The sequence below is a fragment of the Pseudomonas sp. BT76 TE3572 genome, from assembly GCF_050435365.1.
GTDB classification, from domain to species: Bacteria; Pseudomonadota; Gammaproteobacteria; order Pseudomonadales; family Pseudomonadaceae; genus Aquipseudomonas; species Aquipseudomonas fluorescens_W.
Genome location: NZ_JBNDKE010000001.1, coordinates 5,160,324 through 5,183,405, shown reverse-complemented (window position 1 = coordinate 5,183,405; position 23,082 = coordinate 5,160,324). Strand labels below are relative to the sequence as shown.

Annotated in this window: 23 protein-coding genes; 8 read left to right on the top strand and 15 right to left on the bottom strand. The window is 59.2% G+C overall.

The window, feature by feature from the left end; genetic code table 11:
- Positions 1–33: 33 nt before the first annotated feature.
- Complete coding sequence (gene argC, locus ABH912_RS23465) at positions 34–1,068, bottom strand: N-acetyl-gamma-glutamyl-phosphate reductase (protein ID WP_008147251.1); 1,035 nt, start codon at positions 1,066–1,068, stop codon at positions 34–36.
- A gap of 135 nt (positions 1,069–1,203) precedes the next feature.
- Between argC and hemJ the strand changes: the two genes are divergently transcribed.
- The 6 genes from hemJ (at position 1,204) to coq7 (ending at position 5,733) form a co-directional block, all read left to right on the top strand.
- Positions 1,204–1,632 (top strand): protoporphyrinogen oxidase HemJ, encoded by a 429-nt coding sequence (hemJ, locus tag ABH912_RS23460; RefSeq protein ID WP_008147249.1) that lies wholly within the window; start codon positions 1,204–1,206, stop codon positions 1,630–1,632.
- Between the two features lie 33 nt (positions 1,633–1,665).
- Complete coding sequence (locus ABH912_RS23455; RefSeq protein ID WP_429511777.1) at positions 1,666–2,634, top strand: NAD(P)H-dependent flavin oxidoreductase; 969 nt, start codon at positions 1,666–1,668, stop codon at positions 2,632–2,634.
- An 87-nt stretch (positions 2,635–2,721) separates the two neighbouring features.
- Positions 2,722–3,687 carry a DUF805 domain-containing protein gene (locus ABH912_RS23450; protein ID WP_429511776.1) on the top strand — a complete coding sequence of 322 codons (966 nt, stop codon included), beginning with the start codon at positions 2,722–2,724 and terminating at the stop codon, positions 3,685–3,687.
- Positions 3,688–3,749: 62 nt separating this feature from the next.
- Positions 3,750–4,538: an SDR family NAD(P)-dependent oxidoreductase gene (locus ABH912_RS23445; RefSeq protein WP_033056193.1), complete on the top strand. Its 789-nt coding sequence runs from the start codon at positions 3,750–3,752 to the stop codon at positions 4,536–4,538.
- A gap of 82 nt (positions 4,539–4,620) precedes the next feature.
- Positions 4,621–4,959 (top strand): histidine triad nucleotide-binding protein, encoded by a 339-nt coding sequence (locus ABH912_RS23440; RefSeq protein WP_008147240.1) that lies wholly within the window; start codon positions 4,621–4,623, stop codon positions 4,957–4,959.
- Positions 4,960–5,085: 126 nt separating this feature from the next.
- Positions 5,086–5,733 (top strand): 2-polyprenyl-3-methyl-6-methoxy-1,4-benzoquinone monooxygenase, encoded by a 648-nt coding sequence (coq7, locus tag ABH912_RS23435; RefSeq protein WP_008147238.1) that lies wholly within the window; start codon positions 5,086–5,088, stop codon positions 5,731–5,733.
- Between the two features lie 63 nt (positions 5,734–5,796).
- Here coq7 and speD read toward each other — a convergent pair whose 3' ends face one another.
- Positions 5,797–6,591 carry an adenosylmethionine decarboxylase gene (gene speD, locus ABH912_RS23430; RefSeq protein ID WP_429511775.1) on the bottom strand — a complete coding sequence of 265 codons (795 nt, stop codon included), beginning with the start codon at positions 6,589–6,591 and terminating at the stop codon, positions 5,797–5,799.
- A gap of 188 nt (positions 6,592–6,779) precedes the next feature.
- The gene (locus ABH912_RS23425; protein ID WP_008061600.1) at positions 6,780–7,202 is read right to left on the bottom strand and encodes an OsmC family protein; all 423 of its coding nucleotides are present in this window, start codon (positions 7,200–7,202) and stop codon (positions 6,780–6,782) included.
- 231 nt (positions 7,203–7,433) lie between these two features.
- Between ABH912_RS23425 and crp the strand changes: the two genes are divergently transcribed.
- A complete protein-coding gene (crp, locus tag ABH912_RS23420) occupies positions 7,434–8,078 on the top strand; it encodes a cAMP-activated global transcriptional regulator CRP (protein ID WP_008147233.1) in 645 nt (214 codons plus the stop codon).
- Here crp and ABH912_RS23415 read toward each other — a convergent pair.
- The 4 genes from ABH912_RS23415 to ABH912_RS23400 form a co-directional block, all read right to left on the bottom strand.
- Positions 8,075–8,776: a lipoate--protein ligase family protein gene (locus ABH912_RS23415; protein ID WP_429511774.1), complete on the bottom strand. Its 702-nt coding sequence runs from the start codon at positions 8,774–8,776 to the stop codon at positions 8,075–8,077. The genes crp and ABH912_RS23415 overlap by 4 nt on opposite strands.
- 67 nt (positions 8,777–8,843) lie before the next feature.
- Entirely contained in the window at positions 8,844–9,680 is an 837-nt protein-coding gene (trpC, locus tag ABH912_RS23410; RefSeq protein ID WP_429511773.1) for an indole-3-glycerol phosphate synthase TrpC, read from the bottom strand.
- Complete coding sequence (gene trpD, locus ABH912_RS23405) at positions 9,677–10,726, bottom strand: anthranilate phosphoribosyltransferase (RefSeq protein ID WP_033056197.1); 1,050 nt, start codon at positions 10,724–10,726, stop codon at positions 9,677–9,679. Before trpD ends, trpC begins: the two co-directional genes overlap by 4 nt.
- Positions 10,727–10,735: 9 nt before the next feature.
- Complete coding sequence (locus tag ABH912_RS23400; RefSeq protein WP_429511772.1) at positions 10,736–11,329, bottom strand: aminodeoxychorismate/anthranilate synthase component II; 594 nt, start codon at positions 11,327–11,329, stop codon at positions 10,736–10,738.
- Between the two features lie 406 nt (positions 11,330–11,735).
- On the opposite strand from ABH912_RS23400, the gene estP reads away from it, so the two are divergent.
- Entirely contained in the window at positions 11,736–13,643 is a 1,908-nt protein-coding gene (estP, locus tag ABH912_RS23395) for an esterase EstP (protein ID WP_429511771.1), read from the top strand.
- Between the two features lie 81 nt (positions 13,644–13,724).
- On the opposite strand, the gene trpE is transcribed toward estP, so the two are convergent.
- From trpE to ABH912_RS23355, 8 genes are all read right to left on the bottom strand, one after another.
- Positions 13,725–15,206 carry an anthranilate synthase component I gene (trpE, locus tag ABH912_RS23390; RefSeq protein ID WP_033056200.1) on the bottom strand — a complete coding sequence of 494 codons (1,482 nt, stop codon included), beginning with the start codon at positions 15,204–15,206 and terminating at the stop codon, positions 13,725–13,727.
- A gap of 71 nt (positions 15,207–15,277) precedes the next feature.
- Positions 15,278–16,096 carry a phosphoglycolate phosphatase gene (locus ABH912_RS23385; protein WP_033056201.1) on the bottom strand — a complete coding sequence of 273 codons (819 nt, stop codon included), beginning with the start codon at positions 16,094–16,096 and terminating at the stop codon, positions 15,278–15,280.
- Entirely contained in the window at positions 16,093–16,767 is a 675-nt protein-coding gene (gene rpe / locus ABH912_RS23380) for a ribulose-phosphate 3-epimerase (RefSeq protein ID WP_008027088.1), read from the bottom strand. Before rpe ends, ABH912_RS23385 begins: the two co-directional genes overlap by 4 nt.
- An 80-nt stretch (positions 16,768–16,847) precedes the next feature.
- Positions 16,848–17,996 (bottom strand): iron-containing alcohol dehydrogenase, encoded by a 1,149-nt coding sequence (locus ABH912_RS23375; protein WP_033056202.1) that lies wholly within the window; start codon positions 17,994–17,996, stop codon positions 16,848–16,850.
- A gap of 271 nt (positions 17,997–18,267) precedes the next feature.
- Entirely contained in the window at positions 18,268–19,092 is an 825-nt protein-coding gene (locus ABH912_RS23370; protein WP_046052352.1) for an ABC transporter permease, read from the bottom strand.
- 12 nt (positions 19,093–19,104) lie between these two features.
- A complete protein-coding gene (locus ABH912_RS23365) occupies positions 19,105–20,352 on the bottom strand; it encodes an ABC transporter permease (RefSeq protein ID WP_033056204.1) in 1,248 nt (415 codons plus the stop codon).
- Between the two features lie 219 nt (positions 20,353–20,571).
- Complete coding sequence (locus ABH912_RS23360) at positions 20,572–21,615, bottom strand: ABC transporter substrate-binding protein (RefSeq protein ID WP_033056205.1); 1,044 nt, start codon at positions 21,613–21,615, stop codon at positions 20,572–20,574.
- Between the two features lie 50 nt (positions 21,616–21,665).
- Entirely contained in the window at positions 21,666–22,790 is a 1,125-nt protein-coding gene (locus tag ABH912_RS23355) for an ABC transporter ATP-binding protein (RefSeq protein ID WP_033056206.1), read from the bottom strand.
- Positions 22,791–23,082: the final 292 nt, after the last annotated feature.

Below are 23,082 nucleotides of genomic sequence, written 5' to 3'. Positions count from 1 at the left end.
CAGACGGGCCTTTTTGCTGAGCAGGATAAAGCCTTACGGCAGCATGCCTGCATGGGACAGACCCAAACGCTCATCCAGGCCAAACAGGATGTTCATGTTCTGCACCGCCTGCCCCGACGCGCCTTTGACCAGGTTGTCGATCACCGACAACACCACCACCAGGTCACCATCCTGTGGACGATGCACCGCAATACGGCAAACGTTGGCACCGCGCACGCTGCGGGTTTCCGGATGGCTGCCAGCGGGCATGACATCGACGAACGGTTCGTTGGCATAACGCTTTTCAAACAGCGCCTGCAGATCCACGGAGCGATCCACGACAGTCGCGTAGAGCGTCGAGTGGATGCCTCGAATCATTGGCGTCAGGTGCGGAACGAACGTCAGACCGACGTCCTTGCCCGCTGCGCGACGCAGGCCCTGGCGGATTTCCGGCAAGTGACGGTGACCTTTGACGGCGTAAGCCTTCATGCTTTCCGACGTCTCGGAGTACAGCGAACCTACAGATGCGCCACGACCGGCACCACTGACACCGGATTTGCAGTCAGCAATCAAGCGGGTGGTATCGGCAAGACCTGCTTCAAGCAATGGCAGGAAACCCAATTGCGTAGCGGTCGGGTAGCAACCCGGCACAGCGATCAGACGAGCCTGCTTGATCTGCTCGCGATTGACTTCCGGCAAGCCGTAAACCGCCTCTTCCAGCAGTTCCGGCGCGCCGTGTGGCTGACCGTACCACTTGGCCCACTCATCAGCGTCTTGCAGACGGAAGTCCGCTGACAGGTCGATGACTTTGGTCCCGGCAGCCAGCAATTCGCCGGCCAGGGCATGAGCAACACCGTGAGGCGTTGCGAAGAACACCACGTCGCAAGCGCCCAGCGTCTTGATGTCCGGAACGCTGAACGCCAGGCCATCGTAATGACCGCGCAGGTTCGGATACATATCAGCCACGGCCAGACCGGCCTCGGATCGGGAAGTGATGACCACCACTTCAGCTTGCGGATGTTGCGCCAACAGACGCAGCAGTTCGACACCGGTGTAACCCGTGCCGCCGACGATACCGACCTTGACCATAAACCTGCCCTCAACGAACCCACTGGAAAGCCGTCGATAATAGGGCCCGTATCGTTCTGCGACAACCGGCAAGGTGACGTGCGGACGCTCTACCACCTACTATCTTCGCTACCGTGAACCTGGGAATAACTAAAAATGCTTTATCTGTGGCTCAAAGCGCTTCACATCGTCAGCATGGTCTGCTGGTTTGCCGGCCTGTTCTACCTGCCGCGCCTGTTCGTTTATCACGCCCAAAGCGAAGACACCGTCAGTAAAGAACGCTTCAGCATCATGGAGCGCAAGCTGTACCGCGGCATCATGGGGCCGGCGATGATCGCCACCTTGATTTTCGGCATCGCGCTGATCGCCCTCAACCCAAGCATATTCAGTCAAGGTGCGTGGATTCACGCCAAGTTGACCCTGGTGGTGATCCTGATCGGCTACCACCACATGTGTGGCGCTCAGGTAAAACGCTTTGCCCGTGGCGAGAACACCCGCAGCCATGTCTTTTATCGCTGGTTCAATGAAGTGCCGGTTCTGATATTGCTGGCTATCGTAATTCTGGTTGTGGTTCGACCGTTCTAACTTCAATACGCACAACTCACCGGGGTACTACCAATGTCGCTGCCCGCTCTGCTCGAACAACGTTTGCGCCTGCCCGTGGTGGCGGCGCCGATGTTCCTGATTTCCAATCCGCAATTGGTGCTCGCCTGCTGCCGTAATGGCGTGGTGGGCAGCTTCCCCGCGTTGAACCAGCGCGAGAGCAGCGGCTTCAAGGCCTGGCTGGAAGAGATCGAAGCAGGATTGGCGACATTGGAGAACCCGGCGCCTTATGCGGTGAACCTGATCGTCCACAACACCAATCCACGACTGCAGGCAGACCTTGCAATCTGCATCGAGCACAAAGTGCCGATTGTGATCACCAGCCTCGGCGCCGTGAAAGAACTGGTCGACGCCGTGCACAGCTACGGCGGTCTGGTGTTCCACGACGTGACGACTCGTCGCCATGCAGAGAAAGCCGCTGAGGCCGGGGTCGACGGTTTGATTGCCGTGGCCGCAGGTGCCGGTGGTCACGCCGGAACCTGGAGTCCGTTCTCGCTGATTGCCGAGATCCGCCAATTCTTCGACAAGACCCTGCTCCTGGCCGGTTGCCTGAACCACGGCCACGAGATTCTCGCGGCACAATTGCTCGGTGCGGATCTGGCCTACTTCGGCACGCGATTTATCGGTACCACCGAAAGTCATGCGCCTGACGCCTATAAAGAGATGCTACTGACTGCCAGAGCCGCGGACATCGTCCATACTCCAGCAGTGTCGGGAGTACCGGCGAGCTTTATGCGTCAGAGCCTTGAGGCTGCAGGTTTCGACATGAAAGCGCTGCAAGGCAAGGGCGAGGTGGACTTCGGCTCCAAACTTAAGCCCGTCAGCGATGAAGCCAAAGCCTGGAAAACCGTCTGGTCCGCAGGCCAGGGTGTCGGCGAGATCGATGACCTGCCGAGTGTCGATCAATTGGTCGCTCGCCTCGATGCCGAGTACCGCAAAGCATTGGAGCTGGCGGCAGTGCTGCCCAAGCGCTGGCCTCGCTGACAAGTAAAGCTTGGCCAGCCCATTCCGGCTCGCCTTACACTCCACCTGCAATACTCCCTGACACTCTCGCGACAAGGATGCCTCGCAATGAGCGAAAACCGTTTCAAGATCGTATTCGACGGCGCTCTACTGCCAGGTGTTGACGCCACCACCGCCAAGCTCAATCTCGCCGGGTTGTTCAAAAGCGATGTGGCTGCCATCGAGCGACTGTTCAGCGGCAAGCCGGTTGCGCTCAAACGCGACCTGTCACAGGTCGATGCGCAGATTTATCTCCAGGCGCTGACCAAAACCGGTATCGATGCCCGGATTGAATCCGAACCCTCGATCGAGCTGAACCTGTCCGACGTTCATGAACACGCCCCTGCCGTTGCGGCAGATCCCGAATCCCCTTACGCACCACCCCAGGCTACCGTTGGCGAAGCCTTGCCCGCGTTTTCCACACTCAAGCCGTTCAGCTTCGCGGGTCGGATCGGCCGCTTGCGTTATCTGGCCTGGACGATGTCCCTGACACTGGTGACCCTTGGCGCAGGCTCTTTGCTTGCCGTTTTCGCCTTGGCCCTCATCACTACGGACTCGACCGCTGGCCTGATTCTCGGTGGCTTGCTGGCCTTTATTCTCTTCGTGGTGCTCGCGTTCGTCAGCATCCAGTTCAGTGTCCAGCGCCTGCATGATATCGGCTGGTCTGGCTGGCTCTGGCTGCTGACCCTCGTGCCTTTCGTGGGCAGCCTCTTTCCGTTCGTGATGGTGATTGTGCCGGGTAATAACACCGCCAATCGATACGGTGCGCCACCACCGCCCAACAGCACCGCGGTCAAGGTCCTGTCTTCATTGTGGCTGGTGTTAATCGCGATCCTGTTCATCGGCGGACTGACCGGTGGCCTTACTACCCTTCAGAGCGAATACGAAAGCGCCACCCAGAGCAGCTATGAAAGTGACTCCGTGACCACCGAAGAGATCGAAGATCAAAGCGCCGTGGAAGCAGAGCCAGCGCCAAATTCAGCCGACGATGCAGCCGAAGAAGCCCAGCCCCCTGTAGACTCTGCGAAAGAATGAACAGCGCTCCCCGCCCGTGACACCTGCGTCGCCGGCGCGGAGCTGTTGCGATGGAGAAATGCATGACCCGTTACGCTCTGATCACCGGCGCTTCCAGCGGCATCGGCCTGGCGATGGCCGAAGCGCTGGCCCGGCGCGGCCGCAGCCTGATTCTGGTGGCCCGTCAGCGTGATCAGCTGGAAAGTATTGCGATTGAACTGACTCAACGTTTTGGCGTGGAAGTGCTGTTCCGAGCCTGTGACCTCGGCGAACCGCTACGGCTGTCCGGTTTTCTGCTGGAGCTGGAGGAAGGTGATCGACAGATCGATTTGCTGGTCAACTGCGCCGGCATCGGCACCTGCGGCCCTTTTCTGGCTCAGGACTGGATGACCGAGCAGGACCTGATCGAAGTGAACATCCTCGCGCTCACTCGCCTGTGTCACGCGATCGGCAACAGCATGGCGCTACAAGGCGGCGGGCAAATCTTGAATGTCGCCTCGGTAGCGGCGTTCCATCCCGGCCCGTGGATGAGTACTTACTACGCCAGCAAAGCTTATGTGCTGCACTTTTCCGAAGGGTTGCGCGTCGAACTGAAAAAATGTGCGGTCAAAGTGTCGGTGCTCTGCCCCGGCCCTACCCGCACGGCGTTTTTCCGCACCGCGCAATTGGACACTGGCAAACTGATCGACAGCAAAATGCTGATGAGCCCCGAGGAAGTCGCGCTCTACACCGTGCGGGCTCTGGAGAAAAATCGCGCCATCATTATTCCGGGTCGACGCAACCGCTGGCGCGCCTTCCTGCCGCGACTCGGCTCGCGCTGGCTGACCCGGACAATTGCCGGCATGGTCAACAAGGCTTACTGCCCGCGCTGATCGTACCCTCAAGGTAAAAGGCTGGGCTCGGGCATAACCCATGGTTACACTCAGGCCAGCCAAAACAACGGAGAAAACAGCTGTGGATACTCTGTTCACCAAGATCATCAACCGGGAAATCCCGGCCAAGATCATTTACGAGGACGACCAGGTACTGGCCTTCCACGACATCGCCCCACAGGCACCGGTACATTTTCTGGTGATCCCGAAAAAAGCGGTGCGCACGCTTAACGACCTGACCGAGGACGACAAGGCACTGGCTGGACATATTCTGTTCACCGCCCAGCGTCTGGCCCTTGAACTGGGCTGCGAAGAGGGCTTCCGCGTGGTGATGAACTGCAATCCACTGGGTGGGCAGACCGTCTATCACATTCATATGCACGTGCTGGGTCAGCGCCAGATGCATTGGCCGCCGGGCTGATTGCGATAAACCCTGTGGGGGTGGGCAACCCCGCTCCCACAAGCACCTGCGACGCAATGACCCAGCGCAAACCTTCCCCGGCCGATTGGGTTAAACTGGCCGCCGAGATTCTTCCCGGAGGTCAGCATGACTACCCAACGTCACTACTCGCCGATTGACCGCCTTCTGCTGCAAGCCGATGCCGCGATGCGTACTTTGTTGCCCTTCAGTGGTCAGCCGTACCGTCCTTCGCCCGCTATCGTTCAGCCGGATGCGCAAATGAGCGACGAAGACACCCGGCACGTTGCCGGTCTGATGCGCATCAACCATACCGGCGAAGTCTGTGCCCAGGCGCTGTATCAGGGTCAGGCCCTGACCGCCAAGCTGCCGCAAGTGCGTGCTGCCATGGAACATGCCGCCGAAGAGGAAATCGACCACCTGGTCTGGTGCGAACAACGCATAAAACAGTTGGGTAGCCATACCAGCATTCTCAATCCGCTGTTCTACGGCATGTCGTTCGGGATTGGTGCGGTGGCCGGATTGATCAGCGATAAAGTCAGCCTGGGTTTCGTTGCTGCGACCGAGCATCAGGTGTGCAAACACCTCAACGAACACCTTGAGCAACTGCCAGCCGAGGACGAAAAGTCCCGGGCGATCCTCGAGCAGATGCGCATCGATGAAGAACACCACGCCGAAAGCGCGCTGGAGGCTGGGGGTTTTCGCTTCCCGGCACCGGTGAAGTTCGGCATGAGCCTGATGGCCAAGGTCATGACCAAGAGTACTTACCGGATCTGATCCAAAACACTGGGCACAACGAAAGGGCGCTTTTCAGCGCCCTTTCTTTTTGCTCGCAGAAAATCAGCTCGACATGTTGCGCGCGTAGAAGATTTCCAGCATTTCGTGTTTCACACGCTCGGTCACCTGAGCACGCTGCTCAGAAGACAGGTTGCTGGTGGCGTCGCCGAACAGGTAGTTATCCAGTTCGAAGTTCTTCAGCAGCATTTTGGTGTGGAACAGGTTTTCCTGATAAACGTTCACGTCGGTCATCTGGTACGCGCCGCGAGTGTCTTCGGAAAGGTAGTTCTGAATCGAGTTGATCTCGTGGTCGATGAAGTGTTTGTTGCCTTCCACGTCACGGGTGAAGCCACGCACACGATAGTCCACGGTCACTATGTCCGAATCGAACTGGTGGATCAGGAAGTTGAGCGCCTTGAGCGGTGAAATGACGCCACAGGTCGACACATCAATGTCCACACGGAATGTCGCAATGCCATCGTCCGGATGGATTTCCGGGTAGGTGTGCACCGTGATGTGGCTCTTGTCGAGGTGGGCCAGGATAATTTCAGGCAGCGGGCCCGGGGACTCTTCGATCTGACTGTCGGTCGGGGTCACCGGCTCTTCGGAGATCAGAATCGTGACACTGGCGCCCTGGGGTTCATAGTCCTGACTGGCGATGTTCAGGATGTTGGCACCAATGATATCGACAACTTCTGTGAGGATCTGCGTCAGGCGCTTCGCGTTGTACTCTTTATTGATGTACTCGACGTAAGCCTGCTGGTCCTGCGGGGTTTGCGCATAGCAGATGTCATAGATGTTGAAGCTCAAGGTCTTTGTCAGGTTATTGAACCCGTGGAGCTTGAGTTTGCTTTTCACCGTTAGACGCTCTCTGTGTGTTGCGGACCGGCCGCGTGATCAAGCATGCCCGTCAGATGCGAACGACGCACCTGCGCAGGACGGATCAACACCTCTTCGCGATGGCGATTTTAGTTATCTGTTCGGGTGCAGACGCGAGCTTGGGATCGTCACAGTCTGCACTGCCTTTATGATAGTTGAATGTCGATTCAACCGAGTTCGATGATCTCGTAGTCGTGTGTGATCTCTACGCCCGCCGCGCCCAGCATGATCGACGCCGAGCAATACTTCTCGGCAGACAGCTCGATGGCGCGTTTGACCTGGGCTTCTTTCAAGCCACGGCCCTTGACCACGAAGTGCATGTGGATCTTGGTGAAAACCTTCGGATCTTCGGTAGCACGCTCGGCTTCGAGGAAGGCTTCGCAGCTTTCAACGGCCTGACGGGACTTCTTGAGGATGCTGACCACATCGAAATTGCTGCAACCGCCAACACCCAGCAGGAGCATTTCCATCGGCCGGACACCCAGGTTGCGACCGCCGGCATCGGGCGGACCGTCCATGACCACGACATGACCGCTGCCGGATTCGCCGAGGAACATGGCTTCACCAGCCCATTGGATGCGTGCCTTCATCGCCAAGACTCCACTGTATAAAAAAGGGTCGCCAGCTTAGCACAGGGGCCTTGATTGACGGCGTCTCGCCTTCCTACGACGCAAGCCACTGCGCTGTAGGTAAATTCTCGAATATTGCAGGAAGTGTCTGTTAAGCTGGCGCCAATTCACTGGCGCATGGCCAGCTTTGTAGCAACCTCAACGACTCATAAGAAAACCAAACACACCGTGAAGTCTTTTCGGGATACAACCATGGTTGCTATTACCCCAACACCCAAAATCAAGAACCTCGACAAGCTGCTGATGCACTGCCAGCGCCGTCGTTATGCGGCCAAAAGCAACATCATTTGTGCCGGCGACCGCTCGGACACACTGTTCTTCATCATCAAGGGTTCGGTCACCATCCTGATTGAGGATGACGACGGTCGCGAAATGATCATTGCCTACCTGAACTCCGGAGACTTTTTCGGCGAGTTGGGCCTGTTCGAACAGGCCGGCCTGGAACAGGAACGCAGCGCCTGGGTGCGCGCCAAGATCGAATGCGAAGTCGCGGAGATCAGCTACGCGAAATTCCGCGAGCTGTCCCAACAGGATCCAGACATTCTTTACGTGCTCAGCGGACAAATCGCACAGCGCCTGCGCAACACCACCCGCAAAGTGGGTGACCTTGCCTTCTTCGACGTTACCGGCCGAGTCGCACGCTGCCTGCTGGAACTGTGCAAACAGCCAGATGCAATGACCCATCCCGACGGCATGCAGATCAAAGTGACCCGTCAGGAGATCGGGCGGATTGTCGGTTGTTCACGTGAGATGGTTGGTCGCGTTCTCAAGGACCTGGAAGAACGCAACCTGGTGGACGTCAAAGGCAAGACCATGGTGGTCTTCGGTACGCGCTAAACCCTGAACATGTCTGCCAGCAAGTGACGGTACAACGTGTCGAGTCGCCCTAATGCATCAGGTGCTGCATATTTTTCATGAAGAGCAATGTGGCTCTCGGCGCGAACTCGCTGCTCCAGGCCACAGGCTTCATTGAAACGGTTAACCGCCGCAACCATCGACTCACGCTCGTTATCGAGCAACAAAGCACCGTGCACCAACCCTACCGGACGCGTACCGCCCTTGCTCTGGCGCCAGCGTTGAGCCGTGCCGACCATCTTGCGCCCATCCAGGTTGACGTTGAAACGCCCATCACAGAACGCCCCCTCTATTTCACCCAAAGACGAAACGCCGCCCAACTCATCGAGTAACTGACAAATCGGATCGCAAAGCCGGCGATAACCGGTTTCGATGCGGTTCTGGTCACCCTCGCTACGCGGTGGCGCGTAGACCAGTGCGATGTTGATCGTCGAGGCCGATTGCGGCACCGGTTCACCGCCGGTCTCACGCAACAACACCGGCCAACCTGCCGCAGCCGACACCTCGCACGCGGCCTCGAACCCTGTCAGACGATTCAACCTTCGCGGCATGACCAGCGCCTTATCACTGGGTTGCCAGAACAGCAGGCCAAACTCCGAATCGCCGGTGCACACATGGGCCAACAGATCCTGTTCGGCGAGCAGGCCGGCTTCGACGGTCAAGGCGATGGGCTGGGTCATGGCAGTAGGCATCCTTTGTTTGGGGTATAAAAAAGCCGGCATCGCCGGCTTCTTCATTAAGTCACGTTCAGTCGAGTGTAGAACCGCTCACCGCGATACCACGCTCAGGAAAGAACAGACGCTGCAGTTCGGTGCCCGGGCTTTCGGCGCGCATGAACGCTTCGCCCACCAGGAACGCGTACACATCGCTGATTTCCATCAGTTCGACATCGGCCCGGTTGAGAATGCCACTTTCGGTGATCACCAAGCGATCACGCGGGATACGCGGCAACAGATCGAGGGTGGTTTCCAGATTGACTTCGAAGGTGTGCAGGTTGCGGTTGTTCACGCCGACCAACGGAGTGTCGAGGGTTTTCAAGGCCCGCTCCAGCTCGTCGCCATCGTGAACTTCTACCAGTACATCGAGGCCGACGCTTTTGGCGACGGCAGCCAGCTCGGCCATTTTCACGTCATCCAGTGCGGAGACGATCAACAGCACGCAGTCGGCGCCCAACGCTCGGGCTTCGACGATCTGGTACGGATCGATCATGAAGTCCTTGCGGATCACCGGCAGTTTGCACGCCGCCCGCGCCTGTTGCAGATACGCATCGGCGCCCATGAAGTAATCGATATCGGTAAGCACCGACAGACAGGTTGCGCCGCCCTTCTCGTAACTCCTGGCGATGTCGGCGGGAACAAAGTTCTCGCGGATAACGCCTTTGCTCGGTGAAGCTTTCTTGATTTCTGCAATGACCGCTGGCTGCTTGAGCTTGGCCTGAGCCAACAATGCCTTGGCAAAACCACGGGGTGCATCGGCCGCCTTGGCCAGACTTTCCAGCTCCGCCAGGCTTACGCGAGCGCTACGCTCGGCGACTTCCTGGACTTTACGGGCCAGAATGTTTTCCAGAACCGTCGGTACACTCATCCCTCATTCTCCACTCTGAATACCGCGGTAAATGCACCCAACTCCTCCAGTTTTTCCCGAGCGAGGCCTGTGTGCAGCGCATCGTGCGCCAGGGCAACGCCTTCTTTCAAACTGCTGGCATGGTCGGCGGCGTACAGCGCGGCACCGGCATTGAGCATAATCATTTCCGCGGCTTTCTGACCGTTCTCGGTCTTGCGCTTGCCCAGGGCATCGCGAATCAGCTCCAGCGAGGCCGCCGGGCTATCCACTGCCAGACCGTGCAGGCTCTGGCTTTTCATGCCCAGGTCTTCTGGCTCGACCCAATACTCGGTGACCTGGTCATCCTTCAATTCCGCCACGAAGGTCGGTGCCGCCAGACTGAACTCGTCCAGACCATCCTTCGAGTGCACCACCAGCACGTGCTTGCTGCCCATACGCTGCAAGACTTCGGCCAGCGGCCGGCACAACGCCTGACTGAACACGCCCACCACCTGATGCTTCACGCCGGCCGGATTCGTAAGCGGGCCGAGCATGTTGAACAGCGTGCGCAAGCCCAGCTCCCGACGCGGGCCGGCGGCGTGCTTCATGGCGCTGTGATGGGTCTGGGCGAACATGAAACCGATGCCGACGTTGTCGATGCAGCGTGCGACCTGAACCGGCGTCAGGTTCAAGTAGATACCCGCCGCCTCCAGCAAATCGGCGCTGCCGCTTTTGCCCGAGACTGCACGGTTACCGTGTTTGGCCACCGTGCAACCGGCCGCAGCGACTACGAATGAGGAAGCGGTCGAGACGTTGAAAATGTTCGCGCCATCGCCACCGGTACCCACCACATCGACAACGCCGTCGAGGGTCTTGAGTTCGACCTTGTCCGCCAGCTCGCGCATGACCGACACGGCGCCGACGATCTCGTCGATGCTTTCGCTCTTCATGCGCATGGCCATCATGAACGCGCCGATCTGCGCATCCGTGCATTGACCGGTCATGATTTCGCGCATCACATCGCGCATCTCATCGGTACTGAGGTCGAGCTGGTCGACGATACGGCTCAGGGCTGTCTTGATATTCATGAAAAGTCCTTAGCGCGTGCCGCCGGTTTGTTTGAGGAAATTAGCGAACAGCTCGTGGCCCTGTTCGGTGAGGATCGACTCAGGGTGAAACTGGACGCCCTCGATGTTCAGTGTCTTGTGGCGCAGGCCCATGATCTCGTCGACCGAGCCGTCTTCAAGCTGGGTCCAGGCGGTCAGCTCCAGGCAATCGGGCAGGGTTTCGCGCTTGACGATCAGTGAATGATAGCGGGTGACTGTCAGCGGATGGTTCAGGCCTTTGAAAACGCCTTTGTCCTCGTGGAACACCGGGCTGGTTTTGCCGTGCATGACCTGACGGGCGCGCACCACATCGCCACCAAAGGCCTGGCCGATGGACTGATGCCCCAGGCAGACGCCCAGAATCGGCAATTTGCCGCCAAAATGTTTGATCACATCAATCGACACGCCGGCTTCGTTCGGCGTGCAAGGGCCGGGGGAAACGACGATCCGCTCAGGGTTGAGGGCTTCGATTTCGGCAATGGTGAGCTCATCGTTGCGCACGACTTTGACCTGGGAGCCAAGCTCGCCGAGGTATTGCACAACGTTGTAAGTAAAAGAGTCGTAGTTATCGATCATCAGCAACATGGCGTTAAGAACCTCTTGAATTTACTGACTTTGAATACAGCCTTCGAATGATTTACCCGCAGCGTCCTGCACTTTGTCAGTCGCTGGAGTCGCGCTGCAAAGCGGTTTGTCTTGCGGGTAAAGAAGGCAAAGCGGTAAAGATCCGGCCGGGCCGGCAGAAGGATTCAGGCGCGCCAACGCCAACGGGCGTGTGCCTTGATGACTTGATCCAGAAGTTTGCTGACGATCAACACGGGGAAGGTCTCATTTATACGTCTCGGCACAGTAACTTAGCTGGGCAGAGCGTGCAATATGGGGCGATGGAAGCTCTTGAAACAATTGACGGGTTCGCGCCGAACGGCAACAGGCCCTATAGTTTTTGGCACTATCGTTTCACTCACTACAACAATAACAAACGGACTTGCTCATGATCAGACAGACGTTGGCTGTACCGCTTGCCGGCTGCTTGCTCACTATGGCCTGCACCCAGGCGATCGCGGCGCCCAACCCCTATTCGAATTTCATCGTCTTCGGCGATAGCCTCAACGATGCCGGGCAGTTTACCGACACGGGCGGCCCTCCCGGCTCGACGGTGCGCTTCACCAACCGGACCGGACCGATTTACCTGGACGGCAGCGGCGAAGTCTATTCTGCCAACTCGACCCAACTGCTGGGTGGCAAGCTCGGGTTTTCACCGGACCAGACGGCCGCTTCAACCTCAGCGGCACGCGCGAGCCAGGGTCTGCCGGACGGTAATAACTGGGCCGTTGGCGGTTACCGCACCGACCAGATCCTCACCTCGATCACCAGCGCATCCGCCACGGGTGAACGCACGCGCCCGGGCTATCTGCCGACAAACAACTTCAGCGCCGATCCGAATGCGCTGTATTACATTTCCGGGGGTGGTAACGATTTTCTTCAGGGACGAGTACAAAGTGGCGCTCAGGCGAATGCCGCTGCGGATCGACTGGCCAACAGCGTCCAGGTTCTGCAAACCGCCGGCGCCCGATACATTATGGTCTGGCTCCTGCCCGACCTGGGTTTGACGCCCGCCATCAATGGCACGCCCCAGCAGGCACCCACCTCACTTCTGAGCTCTGCCTTCAACCGGCAACTGGTCACTCGACTGGCAGGGATCGATGCCGAAATCATCCCGCTGAACATTCCGCTGCTGTTGCAGGAAACCTTCGCCGATCCGGCTCGATTCGGTTTTGCTACCGGCCAGAACCTGACGGCGACCTGTTTCAGCGGTAACAGCTGCACCGAAAACCCTACGTATGGCATCAACAGTGCCACCCCGGACCCCAGCAAGCTGATTTATAACGATGGGGTTCATCCGACCGAAGCCGGGCAAAAACTGATTTCCGACTACGCCTATTCCTTACTGGCAGCGCCTTGGGAGCTGACGTTGTTGCCGGAAATGGCCCACGCCACCTTGCGTGCGCACCAGGATGAACTGCGCAGCCAATGGCAATCGGACTGGGAGAACTGGCAGGCGGTAGGCCAATGGCGAGCCATTGTCGCCGGTGGCGGCCAGCATCTGGATGTCGACAGCCAAAGCAGCGGAGCCAGCGCCGACGGCGACGGTTACAACCTGAACATCGGTGGCAGCTATCGTCTCAATGACGCCTGGCGCGTCGGTGTGGCAGCGGGTTTCTATCGGCAGAACCTGGAAGCAGGCAATAACGATTCGGACTACAAACTCAACAGCTACCTGGCCACCGCCTTCGCCCAGTTCCAGCAGAATCGCTGGTGGGCCGATGCCGCGTTGACCGGTGGCAAGCTGGATTACGACAACCTCAAACGCAAATTCGACCTGGGTGCCAGCGAAGGTGCGGAGAAAGGCGATACCGATGGATATCTGTGGGCCTTCAGCACACGGGTTGGCTACGACATTGCGCAACCGGGCAGCGAGTGGCACCTGTCGCCATTCATCAGTGCCGATTACGCAAAAGTGGAAGTTGAAGGCTATTCGGAAAACAGCACTCGTTCCACGGCGCTGAACTTTGATGATCAGACCCGCGATTCAAAACGTCTGGGCGCCGGTCTGCAGGGTAAGTATCAGATCACCGCGCAGACTCAAGTGTTCGGCGAATACGCGTATGAGCGTGAATACGAGGATGACACTCAGAAAGTAAACATCGCGCTCAACAGCCTGCCGTCCCTGGACTTCAAACTGGACGGCTATACACCGCAAAGCCACTTGAATCGCGTGAGCCTGGGGGTCAGCCACAAGTTGACGGCTGATCTGGCGCTGCGTGGCGGATACACGTTCCGCAAGGATGATGACTTTACCCAGCAAGGGCTTACCGTTGGCGTTGCGCTGGACTTCTGATCCGGCAAACAGCAGGCACAAAAAACGCGGCGCCCTCACAGGTGCCGCGTTTTTTTATGCTAGTGAGTTCCCTGTGGGAGCTCAGGCGTCCGGGGTTTGCTCGGCAAGGGCCACGGCACGGAACATCGCGCGGCGCTTGTTCAGGGTTTCTTCCCATTCCAGCGCCGGTACCGAGTCGGCAACGATGCCGCCACCGGCCTGCACGTGCAGTTCGCCATTCTTGATCACTGCGGTACGGATCGCGATCGCGGTGTCCATGTTGCCGTTCCAGGCGAAGTAGCCGACGGCGCCGCCATAGACACCACGCTTGACCGGTTCCAGTTCGTCGATGATTTCCATCGCGCGAATCTTCGGTGCGCCAGACAAGGTGCCCGCCGGCAGAATCGCCCGCAATGCATCCATCGCCGTCAGCCCGGCCTTCAATTGACCGGTGACGTTGGAAACGATGTGCATCACGTTGGAATAACGTTCGATCACCATTTTTTCGGTGAGTTTCACCGAACCGATTTCCGAAACCCGACCGGTGTCGTTACGGCCCAGGTCGATCAGCATCAAGTGCTCGGCGATTTCCTTGTCGTCGGACAGAAGGTCTTTTTCCAGCGCCAGGTCGGCCTCTTCGTTGGCGCCGCGAGGACGGGTGCCGGCGATCGGGCGCACGGTGATCAGGTTGTCTTCGACCCGCACCAGCACTTCCGGTGAACTGCCGACGACGTGGAAGTCGCCGAAGTTGAAGAAGTACATATAAGGCGTCGGGTTGAAACAACGCAGCGCCCGGTACAGATCGATCGGTGCAGCCTTGAAGTCGATCGACATGCGCTGGGACGGCACGACCTGCATGCAGTCACCGGCCAGGATGTATTCCTTGATGGTGTCGACGGCTTTTTCGTAATCGCCCTGGGTGAAACTCGAACGGAATACCGGATCAGCAGATTGTTGCTTGCTGAAATCCAGACCACGGCGCGGGGTGATCGGCTGACGGAGTTTTTCCAGCAACTCTTCCAGGCGCGCCTGGCCTTGCTCGAAAGCATCGTCCTGCGAGGGATCGGCCAGGACAATCGCGTGCATCTTGCCGGCGAGGTTGTCGAAAACCACTACCGCGTCGGACACCATCAGCAGAATGTCCGGCACGCCCAACGGATCCGGGTTCGGGCACTTACCCAGACGCTTCTCCACATAGCGCACGCAGTCGTAACCGAAGTAACCCACCAGGCCGCCATTGAAGCGCGGCAGGCCAGGAATAGTCGGCACGTTGTAGCGAGCTTTGAATGCTTCGACGAAGGCCAGTGGATCTTCGGCTTCGTGGCTTTCAATCTCGATGCCGTCGTGGGTCACGCTGATGTGATGATCATGAACCCGCAGCACGGTGCGGCACGGCAGGCCGATGATCGAGTAACGGCCCCATTTCTCCCCGCCCTGCACCGATTCCAGCAGGTAGGAGTTGGGCTCGTCGGCGAGCTTCAGGTAGATCGAAAGCGGCGTGTCGAAGTCGGCCAGGGTTTCGCAGGCAAGCGGGATGCGGTTATAGCCGGCAGCGGCCAAACGCAGGAATTCTTCGCGGATCATGGGGTAGCCTCGTGGCTTGAGGGTCTAACAGTCAGGTATGCAAACGCGCCGGTATGCCGGCCAGGAACAAGTCAGGCGCGCCAACGCCAGCGGGCCAGGGCCTTGATGACTTTCATCCAGAGTTTGCGAGTGACCACCACGATGGCGTTTCCAGAAGGGGGTTGAGCAGCGTCGGGCAACGTTATCTCAGCGGCTGGATCCAGGCAACCGGGAATTAACTTGCGCAGATCGTCGATCACCAGCGCCGGCGACTCTTCGGCAATCGGCCGGCCGTGGTTATAGCCGTAGCTGAGCGCCACACACTTGACCCCCGCCGCTTTCGCCGCCAGCACATCGCTGCGCGAATCGCCGACGAACAAGGATTGCGACGCCGGGATGTTGGTCATCTTCATCACGAAGAACAGCGCTGCCGGGTCCGGCTTTTTCTGTGGCAGGGTGTCGCCGCCGATGATCAAGCGGAAGTAACGACCGATTTTCATCTGATCCAGCAGCGGCGCGACGAAGCGCTCCGGCTTGTTGGTGATCAGCGCCATCTCGACACCCTGCTTGTGCAGCCATTTCAGGGTGTCGCGCACGCCGGGGTAAACCACCGTCAGCTCGTGACCGTCCTCGTAAAAACCGTTGAACAGCTCCAGGGCATGCTCGGCCTCGACCTCATCGACACCCTCGGCGTCGATGTGGTTGGCCAAGGCCCGGCGTACCAGCGTGTGCACGCCGTTGCCCACCCAATCACGCACCGATTCGATGCCGGCAGGTTGACGCCCGAGTTTGAGCAGCATGTTGTCCACAGCCGCTGCGAGGTCAGGGACCGAATCGACCAGCGTGCCATCCAGATCGAACATCACCAGCCGCGGCAGAGACCCCGGGAACAACTGCTCAAAGCCACTCATGGGCGGGCCAGCGCCAGTTCGGAACGCATCTTTTCAATCACCTCTTGGTAGTTCGGTGCATTGAAGATCGCCGAGCCGGCGACGAAGGTGTCGGCGCCAGCAGCGGCGATTTCACGAATGTTGTTCACGTTCACGCCGCCGTCGATCTCCAGGCGAATGTCACGGCCGGATGCATCGATCAGCGCCCGCGCTTCCCGCAGCTTGTCGAGGGTGCCAGGGATGAACTTCTGCCCGCCGAAGCCCGGGTTGACGCTCATCAGCAGGATCATGTCGACCTTGTCCATTACGTACTTGAGCACGTCCAGCGGGGTCGCCGGGTTGAACACCAGGCCCGACTTGCAGCCACCTTCGCGGATCAGTTGCAGGGAGCGGTCGACGTGCTGCGAGGCTTCCGGGTGAAAAGTGATGTAGGTCGCGCCGGCTTCGATGAAGTCACCGACGATGCGGTCCACCGGGCTAACCATCAGGTGTGCGTCGATCGGCGCAGTCACGCCGTACTTGCGCAGCGCGGCACACACCATTGGGCCGATGGTCAGGTTCGGCACGTAGTGGTTGTCCATGACGTCGAAGTGCACGAAGTCGGCGCCAGCGGCCAGGACGTTGTCCACTTCTTCACCCAGGCGGGCGAAGTCGGCGGAGAGAATCGACGGAGCAATTACGAAGGGCTGCATGACGCACCTTTTTTGAGCAGAATCACGATGGCGCGCATTGTATACCTCATGCTTTGACCCGCGCGACGTGGCCGCGATGATCAGTAAGCCGCTCGGTAGATCTTCTCGATATCAACCGCACTCAATTTGCGCGGATTGTTGCGCATCAGGCGCTCAATTCCCGCCGCTTCCACGGCCATGGCCGGGATGGCGTCTTCGGGAACGCCGAAGCTGCGCAGGCCCGGCGGGATTTCCACCGCAGCGCACAACTCGGTCATCGCCTCTACGGCCTTGTCCGCCGCGTCGTTGGCGCTCAGATGAGCGGTCTTCACCCCCATGGCCTCGGCGATATCTTGCATGCGCTCCACGCAGGCCATTTTGTTCCAGGTCATGACATACGGCAGCAGCAAGGCGTTGCTGACCCCATGGGCAATGTTGAAACGGCCGCCCAGCGGATACGCCAGCGCATGCACCGCGCCGACCCCGGCATTACCGAACGCCATACCGGCCATCAGGCTGGCGGTGGCCATGTCTTCGCGGGCCTGGAGATTGGACGGATTGGCGTAAGCCTTGGGCAGCGCCTTGGCGATGAGCTTGATGGCGCCGATGGCCAGCGCGTCGGTAATCGGTGAGGCGTTCAACGACAGATAGGATTCGATGGCGTGCACCAGCGCATCGACGCCACTGGCGGCGGTAACGCTGCGCGGACAGGTCAGGGTCATTTGCGGGCTGACCAGCGCCACGTCCGGTAATAGATAGTCGCTGACGATGCCTTTCTTGAGCTGCGCGACCTTGTCGGAGAGGATCGCCACGTTAGTGACTTCCGAGCCGGTGCCCGCGGTGGTCGGTATGGCGATCAGCGGTGGGCCTTTGCGCGGCACCTGATCGATGCCGAACAGATCCTCCAGCGCCCCGTGATAACCGGCGTAGGCCGCGACACTTTTAGCGATGTCGATGGCACTGCCGCCGCCCAGGCCGATCAGTCCGTCGTGCCCACCCTCGCGGTAGGCCCGCATGCAGTCTTCGACGATGGCGATTTCCGGGTCTGGCAACACACGGTCGAAAATTTCGTAGGTTCGGTCGCCCAACTGCGCCAGCGCCAGCTCGACCGTGCCGGACTTGACCAGTGCGGCATCGGTGACGATCAGCGGGTTGTCGATGTCCAGGCGTGTCAGTTCAGCCGCCAGTTGCTCGATGGCACCGGCGCCGGTGATCAGTTTGTGAGCGATTTTGAAAGAGGAAAGACTCATGTGCGCAGCCTCTTATAGATAGGGGAGCTGGGCACAAGAGTAGCTGGGGTTTGGGGTTTGTCTGCTATTCGGGGGGAGAATGATCGGTTGGTTTGTGGTCAGTTGAATCGCCCCAAGGGGTAGAGGGGACTGACCGAGGTGTTCTTTCGAGTTACATCGACCTGAAAATTCTGAGTCGAACTCAGGTTTTGAAAAGCGTGAAGATCAGCGCCCTTCCCCCTCTCCCCCCTGGGGAGAGGGTTGGGGTGAGGGGTGGCTCTCCAACTCGCAGCTAAACCTGGGCGGTACGCAGTTTCTCGCTGCGGCCGCGCAGCCACTCGAGGGTCAGCAACAGGATCACCGAGAAGGCAATCAGCAACGTCGCCGCCGCCGCGATGGTCGGGCTGAGGTTTTCGCGGATACCGCTGAACATCTGCCGTGGCAATGTCGCTTGTTCCGGACCGGCGAGGAACAGCGTCACCACCACTTCATCGAACGAAGTCGCAAAGGCAAACAGTGCACCGGAGATCACGCCGGGCGCAATCAGCGGCAGTGTCACTCGACGGAACGCCGTCAGCGGTGAAGCCCCAAGGCTCGCAGCGGCGCGCACCAGGTTCTGGTTAAAGCCCTGCAAGGTCGCCGACACGGTAATGATCACAAACGGCACGCCCAACACCGCATGCACCACGATCAGCGAGAAGAAGCTGTTACCCAGGCCCAGTGGCGCGAAGAACAGATAGCTCGCCACACCGATGATCACCACCGGAACCACCATCGGCGAAATCACCAGCGCCATCACCAGCGGCTTGCCGGGGAAGTCGCCCCGTGTCAGGCCGATGGCCGCCAGCGTACCGAAGATCATCGCCAGTACCGTCGCCGCCGGAGCCACGATGATGCTGTTCTTCAGCGAACGCATCCACTCGGCCGAAGCGAAGAAATCCTGGTACCAGTGCAGCGAAAAACCTTGCAACGGGTACACCAGAAAACTCCCGGAGTTGAACGACAGCGGGATGATCACCAGCACCGGCAGGATCAGGAACAACAGGACCAGCCCGCAGAGAATGCGCAAGCTGTAGAACCACACCCGCTCAATGGGCGACATATAAGGACTCAGCATTTCGTTCTCCCCTTAGCTCAGGCGCAGGCGACTGGCGCCCACCAGCCAGCTGTAAATCAGATAAAGCACCACGGTCGCCAACAGCAGCAGCCCACCGAGTGCGGTCGCCATGCCCCAGTTGATGCTGGTGTTGGTGTAGAAGGCGACGAAGTAACTGACCATCTGATCGTTCGGACTGCCCAGCAACGCCGGGGTGATGTAGTAGCCGATGGCGAGGATGAACACCAACAGGCAACCGGCGCCGACACCGGCATAGGTCTGCGGGAAGTACACCCGCCAGAAGCTGGCGAACGGGTGGCAGCCGAGGGAAATCGCGGCACGCATGTAGGTCGGCGAAATGCCTTTCATCACGCTGTAGATCGGCAGAATCATGAACGGCAGCAGGATGTGCACCATGGAGATGTAAACCCCGGTGCGGTTGAACACCAGCTCCAGCGGTTTATCGATGATGCCCATGGCCATGAGGCCGCTGTTGATCAAGCCACCCGATTGCAGCAACACGATCCACGCGGCGACTCGCACCAGGATCGAGGTCCAGAACGGCAGCAGCACCAGGATCATCAGCAAGTTGCTTTGCCGTGACGGCAGGTTCGCCAACAGATAGGCCAACGGATAAGCCAGCAGCAGGCAGATCACGGTGATGATCAGCCCCATCCAGAAGGTCCGGGCGAAGATGTCGAGGTAAATCGCCTGATCGGGCGTGGCCGGGGCGATTTCGCCGAGGTCGTCGATACGGTGATCGACCGCCGCCAGCAAGTAATAAGGCGTGATGCTGCTGGTGTTGCGGCGCACGGCTTGCCAGTAGGCCGGGTCGCCCCAGCGCTCGTCGAGACCTTCCAGCGCTTCTTTATAGGAGGCCGGTTCGGTGGCGAACGGTAAGGCACGAGCAGTTTTGGTCAGCAGGCTGCGGTAGCCGGCCAACTCCATGTTCAAGCGCTTGGACAGGTCGCCCAAGGTCTGATTCTTGCGGGCTTCAGCGAGGTCTTCGCTGGTCGCCTTGTAGACCGCTTCAGCGGGCAGGCCTCGGCCATCCCAACTGGCGATGGCCGCCACGGTGCGCGGCATGCCGCCGACCACTTCCGGGTTACCAACGCTTTTGTAGAGCAGCGCCACGATGGGCACCAGGAACACCAGCAACAGAAACAGCACCAACGGCGCGATCAAGGCTTGTGCTTTCCAGCGGTTGATCCGCTCGGCGTGCTTGAGCCGCTGCTTCAAGGTGGGGTCGGTGCCCGCGTTCAGGGGAATGGCGGTGGCCATGGCGTACTCCGGAAATCTTTGATCGTTGCAGAGATGGGAACGCCATCTCGATCGTTATGTGGGAGCGGGCTTTTGTGGCGAGCGAGCTTGCTCGCGCTGGGCAGCGAAGCGGCCCCAAAATCCTGTTAACACTGCCAATTTTGTGAGTGCTGCGCACTCAAGCGGGAGCAAGCTCCCTCGCCACAAAAGCTCGCCCTCACAGGAGGGCGAGCCCTCTGCTTACTTCGCAGCCCAGGAATTGAAGCGCTGTTCCAGTTGCTCACCGTTGTCAGCCCAGAAGCTGACGTCGATCTGCACCTGGTTGGCGATGTTTTCCGGGGTGGTCGGCATGTCTTTCAGGACATCCTTGGCCAGCAACGGTACGGCTTGGGTGTTGGCCGGGCCGTAGGCGATGTTTTCCGAGTAGGTCTTTTGCTGCTGCGGCATCACCGAGAACGCGATGAATTTCTTCGCCGCTTCAGCGCGTGCTTTATCCAGACCTTTCGGGATAGCCCATGCGTCGAAGTCGTAGATACCGCCGTTCCACACCACTTTCAGGTTGCTTTCTTTCTGCACGGCAGCGATCCGGCCGTTGTAGGCCGAGCTCATGACCACGTCACCGGAAGCGAGGTATTGCGGCGGCTGTGCGCCGGCTTCCCACCACTGGATGCTTGGCTTGAGCTCATCAAGCTTCTTGAACGCGCGGTCCTGACCATCCTTGCCGGCCAGTACTTTGTAGACGTCTTTCGGCGCAACGCCGTCGGCCATCAGAGCGAATTCCAGGGTGTACTTGGCGCCTTTGCGCAGGCCACGTTTGCCCGGGAATTTCTTGGTGTCCCAGAAATCCACCCAACTGGTCGGTGCGGAAGCCAGTTTGTCGGCGTTGTAGGCCAGCACGGTCGACCACACGAAGAAGCCCACGCCGCATGGCTGGATGGCGCCTTTGACGTAGTCTTCGGACTTGCCGAACAACTTCGGATCAAGCTGCTCGAACATGTCTTCGTCGCAACCACGGGACAGTTCTGGCGATTCAACTTCTACCAGGTCCCAGGACACGCTCTTGGTGTCGACCATGGCTTTGACCTTGGCCATTTCGCCGTTGTACTCGCCCGCCACGATCTTGCCGTTACCCGCCGCTTCCCACGGTGCGTAGAAGGCTTTGACCTGCGCTGCCTTGTTCGCCCCGCCAAAGGACACCACGGTCAGGTCCGGGCCCGCCGCCATTGCGTGTGCCGCGCCGATCATGCCCATGACCAAAGCGGTGAATTTCAGGGATCTCAACATTTATTGTTCTCTCCACGTGCAGGGTTGTGTTGTTGAAGCAGGGGGGGCGATCAATGCGCCTCTAGAAGTGGGTCGAGCGCGCGAACGTGTTCGACCTGCCAGCCAAGCGGTACCACGTCGCCGACGGCCAGCGCGGGATCGAGCTCGGCAATCGGTTGTTTCACAAAAAAATCGGTCTTGCCGCAGACTTCCAGGCGAACCCGGACGTGGTCGCCCAGATAGATGAATTCCTCCACCCTCCCTGAGAAGCGGTTGGCACATTGATCGCTTGCGCCGTTGAGGCTGATGCGCTCGGGGCGAATCGACAGCGTGACCGGTTCGCCGGTCTTGCCGACGTTGACCGCCAGGGCTTCAACCTTTTCACCACGCCCCAACTCAACCACGCAGCGGTCGCCGGTGTGGCTGTGCAAGCGGCCATTGAGGCGGTTGTTCTCGCCGATGAAGTTGGCGACGAAGGTGTTTTTCGGCTCTTCGTACAGGGTGCGCGGCGGCGCGATCTGCTGGATCTCGCCCTGGTGGAACACGGCGACGCGGTCGGACATGGTCAGGGCTTCACCCTGGTCGTGGGTCACGTAGACCACGGTCACGCCGAGGCGCTGGTGCAGATGCTTGATTTCCATCTGCATGTGTTCACGCAGTTGTTTGTCGAGTGCGCCGAGGGGTTCGTCCATCAGCACCAGTTGCGGTTCGAACACCAAGGCACGGGCCAGGGCCACACGCTGCTGCTGACCGCCGGACAGTTGCCCCGGATAACGCTGGGCGAAGGTGTCGAGCTGAACCATGCTCAGGACTTTTTTGACCTTGTCGCTGACATCGCTCTTGTTCAAACCGCGTACGGTCAGCGGGAACGCCAGGTTCTCGGCGACCGTCATGTGCGGGAACAGTGCGTAGTTCTGGAACACCATGCCGATGTCGCGCTTGTGCGGCGGCACGTTGTTGATGGAACGCCCGGCCAGCTGGATTTCGCCTGCGGTCGGCGTTTCGAAACCGGCGAGCATCATCAGGCTGGTGGTTTTGCCGGAGCCGGACGGCCCGAGCAAGGTGAGGAATTCGCCTTTGCGAATCTCCAGGTTGAGGTCTTTGACGATCAGGTTCTCGCCGTCGTAGCTTTTTTGTACTCCACGAAAGCTGACCAGAATATCGCTGGCCCCTGCGCTTGAATCGACCTGGCTCATACCCACACCTTTGTTGTTGATGACTGCTGTGGACTAAGCCTAGTGGACGCTGCTGACCACGCAAATCGGGGCGCAGGAGAGAATGGCCTCAGCAGGATGGAAGGTTGGGGGTAGGGATTGCCCTACAAGGATGGCGGGGATGGATATGTGGATTGGGTATTACAACAGGCGGTGGGCTGCAAGCCGCAGGAACCGGCAATAGCGATATCATTGAATGTCGCAAACAGACAAGCCACCACATTCCGTGTAGGAGTGAGCCTGCTCGCGATAGCGGTGTGTCAGTCGACATAAT

What these genes read in the sequence shown, in the direction of transcription:
- coq7 (WP_008147238.1), top strand. Translation starts at nt 5,086, where the DNA reads ATGACTACCCAACGTCACTACTCGCCGATTGACCGCCTTCTGCTGCAA.
- ABH912_RS23400 (WP_429511772.1), bottom strand. Translation starts at nt 11,329, where the DNA reads ATGTTGCTGATGATCGATAACTACGACTCTTTTACTTACAACGTTGTG.
- ABH912_RS23365 (WP_033056204.1), bottom strand. Translation starts at nt 20,352, where the DNA reads ATGGCCACCGCCATTCCCCTGAACGCGGGCACCGACCCCACCTTGAAG.
- estP (WP_429511771.1), top strand. Translation starts at nt 11,736, where the DNA reads ATGATCAGACAGACGTTGGCTGTACCGCTTGCCGGCTGCTTGCTCACT.
- trpE (WP_033056200.1), bottom strand. Translation starts at nt 15,206, where the DNA reads ATGATCCGCGAAGAATTCCTGCGTTTGGCCGCTGCCGGCTATAACCGC.
- ABH912_RS23445 (WP_033056193.1), top strand. Translation starts at nt 3,750, where the DNA reads ATGACCCGTTACGCTCTGATCACCGGCGCTTCCAGCGGCATCGGCCTG.
- ABH912_RS23450 (WP_429511776.1), top strand. Translation starts at nt 2,722, where the DNA reads ATGAGCGAAAACCGTTTCAAGATCGTATTCGACGGCGCTCTACTGCCA.
- trpD (WP_033056197.1), bottom strand. Translation starts at nt 10,726, where the DNA reads ATGAATATCAAGACAGCCCTGAGCCGTATCGTCGACCAGCTCGACCTC.
- ABH912_RS23415 (WP_429511774.1), bottom strand. Translation starts at nt 8,776, where the DNA reads ATGACCCAGCCCATCGCCTTGACCGTCGAAGCCGGCCTGCTCGCCGAA.
- hemJ (WP_008147249.1), top strand. Translation starts at nt 1,204, where the DNA reads ATGCTTTATCTGTGGCTCAAAGCGCTTCACATCGTCAGCATGGTCTGC.
- ABH912_RS23375 (WP_033056202.1), bottom strand. Translation starts at nt 17,996, where the DNA reads ATGAGTCTTTCCTCTTTCAAAATCGCTCACAAACTGATCACCGGCGCC.
- ABH912_RS23360 (WP_033056205.1), bottom strand. Translation starts at nt 21,615, where the DNA reads ATGTTGAGATCCCTGAAATTCACCGCTTTGGTCATGGGCATGATCGGC.
- ABH912_RS23355 (WP_033056206.1), bottom strand. Translation starts at nt 22,790, where the DNA reads ATGAGCCAGGTCGATTCAAGCGCAGGGGCCAGCGATATTCTGGTCAGC.
- rpe (WP_008027088.1), bottom strand. Translation starts at nt 16,767, where the DNA reads ATGCAGCCCTTCGTAATTGCTCCGTCGATTCTCTCCGCCGACTTCGCC.
- ABH912_RS23385 (WP_033056201.1), bottom strand. Translation starts at nt 16,096, where the DNA reads ATGAGTGGCTTTGAGCAGTTGTTCCCGGGGTCTCTGCCGCGGCTGGTG.
- ABH912_RS23425 (WP_008061600.1), bottom strand. Translation starts at nt 7,202, where the DNA reads ATGAAGGCACGCATCCAATGGGCTGGTGAAGCCATGTTCCTCGGCGAA.
- trpC (WP_429511773.1), bottom strand. Translation starts at nt 9,680, where the DNA reads ATGAGTGTACCGACGGTTCTGGAAAACATTCTGGCCCGTAAAGTCCAG.
- argC (WP_008147251.1), bottom strand. Translation starts at nt 1,068, where the DNA reads ATGGTCAAGGTCGGTATCGTCGGCGGCACGGGTTACACCGGTGTCGAA.
- ABH912_RS23455 (WP_429511777.1), top strand. Translation starts at nt 1,666, where the DNA reads ATGTCGCTGCCCGCTCTGCTCGAACAACGTTTGCGCCTGCCCGTGGTG.
- ABH912_RS23370 (WP_046052352.1), bottom strand. Translation starts at nt 19,092, where the DNA reads ATGCTGAGTCCTTATATGTCGCCCATTGAGCGGGTGTGGTTCTACAGC.
- crp (WP_008147233.1), top strand. Translation starts at nt 7,434, where the DNA reads ATGGTTGCTATTACCCCAACACCCAAAATCAAGAACCTCGACAAGCTG.